The 7772-nt window shown below is 66.0% G+C and carries 5 protein-coding genes; 4 read left to right on the forward strand and 1 reads right to left on the reverse strand.

Annotated features, from left to right (window positions below; genetic code table 11):
* Window positions 1-196: 196 nt before the first annotated feature.
* Window positions 197-1696 (reverse strand): trypsin-like serine protease, encoded by a 1500-nt coding sequence (locus tag ACFY04_RS43320; protein ID WP_389126539.1) that lies wholly within the window; start codon window positions 1694-1696, stop codon window positions 197-199.
* 585 nt (window positions 1697-2281) lie between these two features.
* On the opposite strand from ACFY04_RS43320, the gene ACFY04_RS43325 reads away from it, so the two are divergent.
* From ACFY04_RS43325 to ACFY04_RS43340, 4 genes are all read left to right on the forward strand, one after another.
* On the forward strand, window positions 2282-6127 hold the full coding sequence (locus ACFY04_RS43325; protein ID WP_389126541.1) for a polymorphic toxin-type HINT domain-containing protein: 3846 nt from the start codon (window positions 2282-2284) through the stop codon (window positions 6125-6127).
* Complete coding sequence (locus tag ACFY04_RS43330) at window positions 6128-6529, forward strand: DUF4279 domain-containing protein (RefSeq protein ID WP_389126543.1); 402 nt, start codon at window positions 6128-6130, stop codon at window positions 6527-6529.
* Window positions 6530-6628: 99 nt separating this feature from the next.
* Window positions 6629-6934 (forward strand): transposase, encoded by a 306-nt coding sequence (locus ACFY04_RS43335; protein ID WP_389126544.1) that lies wholly within the window; start codon window positions 6629-6631, stop codon window positions 6932-6934.
* Window positions 6935-7699 (forward strand): IS630 family transposase, encoded by a 765-nt coding sequence (locus ACFY04_RS43340; protein WP_389126546.1) that lies wholly within the window; start codon window positions 6935-6937, stop codon window positions 7697-7699. It begins immediately after the preceding gene.
* Window positions 7700-7772 lie beyond the last annotated feature (73 nt).

Genomic DNA, 7772 nt, shown 5'->3' on the forward strand with positions numbered 1-7772 from the left:
GCGGTCCCCGACCGCCTACGAGAACGACTTCCAACCAACAGCAACTACCCTGGCCCAAGCCGCATAGACGTGTTCAAAATCCGGGGTCAAGGCCCCACCTGGACATCCCTCCCTGGACCATCAAGATCCATTGTCAGGGTGTCCACTCCAAAGGGTCATCCTCAGGGCACGGTCTAGACCGTGCCCAGCGACAGGGCTACGGGAGCTGGACGGCGTTCCAGTCCCAGTTGTTGGCGGGGACGGTGTAGCTGGGGGTGAATGCCTGGATGAGTCCGGCGGTGTTGGCGAGGCCGGTGTACATCGTGATGCTGCTGTCGCCGTTGCGGTACATCATGCCCATGTCGGATCGGCCGTCGCCGTTGTAGTCGCCGGCGATGAGCTTCATGGAGTTGCGGTCCCAGCTGTTGGCGGGGACGGTGTAGCCGGCCTTGAAGTCGTTGAAGCCGCCGTCGGCCTTGGCCAGCGAGCTGTAGAACGCGATCGAGGTGTTCGCGTGGAAGTAGGCCATGGCCGCGTCGGAGCGGCCGTCACCGTTCAGGTCACGCTCCACGATGGAACGCCCGGTCGTGTCCTGGATCCAACTGGTGATGTTGTCCACGCGGGTGTCGTACGCGCCGGTTTTGACTTCGGCGCTGTCGAGGCAGTTGTTCTGCCAGGAGCGGCTGCCCAGCGCCACGAGGATCTTCTTGCCGTTCACGGTGCGCAGAGCGGGGGACCCGGCGTCGCCCTTGCAGACGGTGGCGTCGGCGGGAGTCTTGGCCGTCAGGTCGAATCCGGTGGCGCCGACGGTGCCGACCGTGAAGGTGGATGAGTGGACCTTGGTGGGGGCCCACTCGGTATCGGTGCGGCCGAAGCCGGCGATGGTCAGTTCCTCACCCGCGGTGGGCGCGGCGGCGGACAGGGTGACCGGGGTGACGTTGTACGCGGGCTGGTCCAGGCGGGCCATGACCAGGTCCCGGTCTGTGCGCGGCACAAGTTCCACAATGCCCGTGGTGTGTCCGCCGGAGGTGGTCAGGTCGCTGCGGCCGACGGTGAGGGTGGTCTTCTGCTTGGGAGCTCCGGCCGCGACGGTGTTGCTCTCGGAGGGCTTGTCGGCGAAGCAGCTCTTTGCCGCGACCACCCAACGCGGGTCGACCAGGGTGGCTGTGCAGGAGCGGGTGTCACCGATGTTCAGCTTGCCGGTGAACGCCAGCGGGTTGTCACCGGCGGGAGGCGCGGGGACAGCCGCGGTGGACCCGGTGACGCGCATCTCCAGCAGGACCGCCTGCTTCGGGTCCTCGAGGTCGGCCTCGCCGAAGCCCGCGGAGGTGTCACGGGGGACGGACAGGTTCTCGGTGGTGCCGGCGATGGAGATGCCGGCCTTGATGTCCCTCCCCGTGGTCTCGACGCGGTAGGCGCGGGGGATGTTGACACTGAGGTATCCGGTGTTGGCGGCCGCGAAGCAGATCCTGGAGTCGCCGGTCTTCAGTTTCACCGCCCACACCTTGATCTGGTACGGGCCCGCGCACGAGGTGTACGTGATGTTGCCGTCGCCCGCGATGAGGTCGGCGCCGGTCAGTCCGAGGATGTTCTCGCGGTAGGGGTAGGCGCCGTCCTCGACGGCGTACGGGGCGTCAGCCGCCGGTTCACCGGCTGCGGTTGCCAGCGTGGTGGGGGTCCCCAGGGCGACGGCGAGCGCCGCGGTCGATATGGGCATCCATCTGCGTATGCGCACTTAGGTATCGCTTTCCAAGACAGACTCCCCCTCCTCAAAGAGTGAGAGAGGGGTACAACGAAGTCGAAAGGTGCCGGGCTGCGAACAGCAGCCGACCATGATCGCCTGGGGGGCCGCCGCAAATATAGGCACAGGCTCACGACGCGAACGAGTCGGGGTCCGCACTTCGGCTGTCGGATAGATTTCATGCGCGGCTGGCCGTGATTCGTGCAACCAGCCGCTCCGTTCGTGAGTCATTAAGTCCGCAGCACTGCCGTGCCCAGCCCATTGGCTTGGCGCGGGCCTGCCCGCCTTCGGCCTGGGGAAGCCGAACACAGAAGGCAGCAGCGCCCATCCGGCATGTGTGATCCACCACAGAGGCCCATCAGTCCGCGCGGTGAAGCGTCGGCGTGAGCTTTGTGGTGCCCAGCGACCAGTAGAAGGATCGAATCAGTGCGTCAGCATGCAGGCTCTGGGACCCGAGGGAGGAGATTCCAGTGGACAGGCAGGTCCGTCCGCGGACTCCTGCCCCTGGCCCTCCTAGCCACACTCATCTCGGCGGCGCCAGCCAGCGCCGAAGATCCCCCCGTGACACCCCTGTCCGACCGCGCCAAGGCCCTGCAGGCCTGGAAGACTTCGGGACCGGCCGTCCGAGCCGCCGCGGAGACTGCGCTCACCGGCACCGATGCGCAGGTCCGCGAGTACCTGGCCAACGGCGAGAAGGTTGCCCAGGAACTCGACCTGCGCGAGGCTGCCCTCACGCTCGTGACCGAAGCCGGCCCGGAGGTCAGCGCGGCCGCAGCCGAAGCCCTCAAGGGAACGCCGGAGCAGCTGTCCGCCTTCATGAAGGACGGCTGGAAGCGGCCACTCGAAGACGATCAGCGTGTCTCTGCGGCCCGCGCCACCCAAGCCGGTGGGACCGTCGTTCGAGAATCCGGTGACGCGGCGATGAACGGCACCATCGACGACGTCCGGTCTTTCCTCAACGAAGGGCAGTACAAGAGCCGCGACGACGACGCACGGGTCCGCGTCGCTCAGATCGAGACGGCCGGGGGCCCTGCTACCAAGCGTGCCGCGGCTGCTGCACTGAACGCGGGCATCGCCGAGGTGCGGGACTTCCTGGCCTACGGGCAGTACATCACCCGGGCTCAGGACCAGGAATACGCCAGCGTCACCGACCTCGCCAAGCAGACCTCCGACGCCGCGACGGCCGCGGACAAGGCAAAGCAGAGCGCTGAGACCGAGGCGAAGAAGGCTGCGACTGCCGCAGGGTTGGCGAAAAAGGAGGCCGCGACGGCGGCCGCCGAGACCCTTGCGGCGAAGAACGACTCGAAGAAGGCCGAGGACGCAGCCCGTCGGGCGGCGGAGTCGGCCAGGCGAGCGGCCTCCGCTGCGAAGACGGCCATTTCGGCCGCCCGCGCTGCCAACGCCGCGGCCCAGACTGCGATTAGCGCGGCCGCAAACTCCGCTACCGCCGCGCAGCGGGCCTCGCAGGCTGCCGGGGACGCCTGGGCGTCCGCCGCATCCGGCAAGGTCAACGAGAAGGCCGCCGCTGATGCGCTGACGGCGGCCACCAATGCGGAGAAGATCGCCGACACGCTCACCGCGATCCTGAAGACTGCCATTGCGGCGAGGGACTCTCTGGCCGCCGCGCTCGGGGCGATCGAGGACATGAACGCGGCAGCCGCGAGCGCGAACGCAGCAGCCGGCCACGCAGCCGCCGCCGGAGCCAGCGCGGGCCAGGCCAAGGCGGCCGCCGCTGCAGCGGAGCGGCACGCCGCAGAAGCCAGGCGCGCTTCCCAGGAGGCACAGCGCCACGCGGACAACGCCATCACGGCGGCCACAGAAGCCCGCGACGCCGCCCGCTCCGCCGCCGCTCACGCACGCAAGGCCGCGGAGGCTGCCCGCAAGGCCAACGAGCACGCAGGCGACGCCCAAGCGGCTGCCGACGCCGCGAAGGTCAATGCCGCGGAGGCCTTGAAGGCGGCCCAGGCAGCCGGCGCCGCGGTCACCAAGGCGCAGGAGATCCAGGCCACCACCCGGAAAAACGAAGCCGACGAGCTTGCCACCCGCAAGACCCTGCTGGTCAACGAGGCCCGCGACGCGAAGGACGCCGCGGACACTGCCAAGGCCGGGATCACCAAGGTCACGCAGGACGCCATCAAGCTTCAGAGCGACTTCGACGCCCTCGCAGCCCAGGCGGCCAAGCCGGACGCCGATCCCGCGCAGGTCGCCGCAAACGGCCGCCGCATGGCCATGACCGCCTTGCAGATCCGCGGTCCCTGGAGCCGTGCCGCAGCAGAGGTCGCCCTCGCCGGTGACAACGGAGCTGTGGTCGCCTATGCGCTCACGGGTTGGAAGCAGGCAGGGGAGGAAGACGAGCGCGAGGCAGTCAACGTCCTCGCCAAGCAGTCCCCTTATGACGACGTCCAAACCGCGGCAACCGCCGCGCTGGCGGGCACCCCGGCCCAGGTCCACACCTTCTTCACCACCGGCCAGTACCAGGCAGCCGCCGACGTCAATCGCGTCGAGGTCGCCCGCATCGCGCAGGCCGGCGCAGCGGTAGTCAAGGAGGAGGCTCAGGCCGCACTGGACGCTCCCGACCCCAAGGCCCTGGACACCTTCCTCACCCGGGGCCAGCACCAGGCCCGGATCGAGGACTATCGCATTGAAGCCGCCGGACTCGCACAAGGCGGCGGACCGGAGGTCAAGGCAGCGGCTGAAGTCGCCCTTGCCAGCCCCGACACCAACCTGACCACCTTCATCACCTCCGGCCGGCACAAGGCCACCCGGCGCGACCAGCTCAACGCCGCGCACATCGAGCAGATCCAGTCCATCATCGCCACGGCCTCCCGGACGGAAGCGCTGGCCTACAAGTCCGCCTACGATGCGGCTCAGTCCGCCGAAAATGCCCAGGGCCACGCGGACCTGGCCGCCGGCCATGGCCGGAAAGCCACCGAATACGCAAACCAGGCCAGCGACTACGCCACCAAGGCCCAGCAAGCCGCCAACCGGGCCAGCACATCGGCAAAGTCCGCAGCCTCCTTCGCCGCCACCGCCCGCAACGCGGCTGCCAAAGCCTCCTCCAGCGCCCGCCAGGCACGCAGCGCGGCCATCTCCGCCGAAGCCAGCTACGGAGCCGCCCAGGGATACGCCGCGAGCGCATTCCAGGCAGCCGAGCAGGCACGCCAGTCCGCTGTCAACGCAGGCCAGAGTGCCACGGAGGCCTACGCTAAGCACCGCTCGACGATCGTCCGCTACCAGACCGAGCGATACACCAACGAACAACAGGCAATTCTCGAGCAGTGGACGGCCGAACGCGAGGACGTGCTGCAGCAGGACGCGGAGGAACCCGGCGGTTCGAGCGAGATCGGCATCCTGATCAAGGCGCTGACCACCAACGAAATACCGCCCGGGATGAGCATCAAGGACTACATCCACCTCAAGCTCGACATAATGGGGCTTATTCCCTTTCTTGGTGAGCCTGCGGACGCTGTCAACTGCATTGCCTACGGTGTGGAGAGCAGCCTCGGAAACGTTTACCTCGCTGACAGTTTGGGAATCGGTAACAAGGACGCCTGGAAGGACGCTGTCCTCTCTTGTGCCTCCATGGCCCCAGGCCTCGGCTGGGGGGCCGCCCCGCTCAAGGGACTGCGCTGGGCAGGAAAATTCGGCGCTAAAGCCGACGAAGTTTTCGAAGCAATCGGGAACTTCTTTAAGAAGAAGAAGCCTTGTGGGGTAAAGAATAGCTTCCCTGCCGGAACCATGGTCCTCATGGGCGACGGGTCAAAGAAGCCCATCGAGCAGGTAACCACTGGTGATTCGGTACAGGCCTCAGACCCGGTCTCAGGCCTCACGGACGCCCGCCGGGTCGACGCCACCATCTACACCCCCGATGATCGATTCTTCACTGAAATCACCCTGACATCAGCCGATGGCGGAGGCTCACTCACCAGCACATCGAACCACCCGTTCTGGTCGCCCCGCACAAAGACTTGGACTGACGCGGCCGATTTGCAGGCAGGTGATATGTTGCGAGCGCCCGACGGGCGCTTCGTAAAGATCGCAAAAATCCGACACTGGCAGGAACTGCGCTCTGCCTACAATCTCACCGTCGGCGATCTGCACACCTACTATGCGTTTGCGGGCAGCAAGGCTGTACTGGTCCACAACTCCGGCAATTCCGGGCCACCCTTCGAGACGAACATCACCAAGCTGCGTAAGCTGGGCACGGCCGAGGCCGCGGAGATAGTTGGCGATGAGCACGATTTCAAGAAGCAAGCACTAACAGATGCGAAGGCGCGGGATAAAACCCTCGGGCATTACGACATATACATGGATCCGAAAACCAAATATCTTTTCCTCATGCCCAAGGACCGGAAAACCTACATCCCGACCCTGATGCATAAAGATGGCGAATATTGGAGATGCTAGTTGGACCGCAAACGCTCGGCGATTCTTCGCGTAGAATCTGATAATCTATCGGTAGAGCAGATCTCGGAGATTGTCGGCGATGTTCCGGATCGATATCTCAGAAAAGGAGAGATCGGGCGCAATCCGCACCGTCCTCTCAAGGACACTACCTGGGAACTGAGGGAAGACGTCCCTGGAGAGGAATACCTCGAACTCGCCCTAGAGCGACTCTGGCCCCGGATCCTACCGCTGGAGAGCGGAATGAAGGAACTATCCCGGAAGGGATGCTTCCTCCGTCTTGCCATCGTTCAACGCATCTCTGCGGCTGACCCGCACGGGCCTGGGTTCGGGCTTAAGGTGGAAGAGCTAAGATTTCTGGCAGACATTGGTGCGATTCTTGATATCGACCAGTATGCTGACTAGAATGGCAAATTCCCCATATTAGTCGATTGGCCGCGCCCCCGGCGCGGCCAATCGTGCTATTGATCCGAAACGCTTTGGGTTCAGGCTCGTTGACGGTGTGTGAGTGATCTGGTGGGGGATGCGCGGGCCTGGTCGCCGGATGCGCAGGAGGCCGCGCGGTTGCTGGCGGTGTCCGCGCTGGTGGAGGGTCGGGACCGGGTGGAGGTTGCCGCCCTGTTCAAGGTGTCTGTGAAGGCCGTGGACAACTGGTGGGCGAAGTGGCAGGCCGGAGGCCGGGACGCACTGCTGTCCCGCCCGCGAGGCCGTCGCGTGGGTGAGCACCAGGTCCTGTCGGAGGCCGAGCAGGCCGCCGTTCGGCAGGCTGTCCTCGATCACATCCCCTCCGGCCTGGGACTATCGGGTTAGCTGTGGACGCGGGGGCAGATAGGCGAGCTGATCTTCAAGCTGTATAGGGTCCGCTTCACCGAGCCCGGGGTGGGCAAGTACCTCAAGCGTTGGGGGCTGACCTTCCAGCGTCCGGACAAGCGGGCGGTCGAGCAGGACGCGGAAGCGGTCCGGGTCTGGCACGAGGAGACCTGGCCGGCGATCCGGGCCAGGGCGAAGGCGGAGAACGGCGAAGTCCTCTTCGCTGACCAGGTCGGGATCCGCTCGGACCAGGTCACCGGCCGCACCTGGGGCGCCAAAGGCACGACTCCCATCGTCCGCCGCACCGGGAACCGGTTCTCCGTGAACGCGATGTCCGCGATCAGCACCCGCGGCCGGATGCACTTCATGGTCTTCACCGAGTCCTTCGACGCGAAGGTCATGTGCCGCTTCCTCGCCCGGATCGTCGGGCACTTCGACCGGAAGATCCACCTGATCGTCGACCGGCACTCGGCCCACCGCTCGAAGACGGTCCGGGCCTGGCTCGCCGGCCACCAGGACCAGATCGAGCTGCACTTCCTGCCCTCGTACTCACCCGAGCTGAACCCGGATGAGCTGGTAAACGCCGACCTCAAACGCAGCCTGCCCCACACCCACCGGGCCAGGAACCAGGCCGAACTCGCCGCCGAAACCCGCAGATTCTTCCACAGACGCCAGCGTCAACCACACATTGTGCGCGGCTACTTCGGCGGCCCGCACGTCCGCTACGTCCTGGACAAGAACTCGGGCCTTGACCCCGGATTTTGAACACGTCTATGCGGCTTGGGCCAGGGTAGTTGCTGTTGGTTGGAAGTCGTTCTCGTAGGCGGTCGGGGACCGC

Origin of the sequence: Streptomyces sp. NPDC001549 (assembly GCF_042894025.1) — a bacterium.
Taxonomy (GTDB): Bacteria; Actinomycetota; Actinomycetes; order Streptomycetales; family Streptomycetaceae; genus Streptomyces; species Streptomyces kutzneri.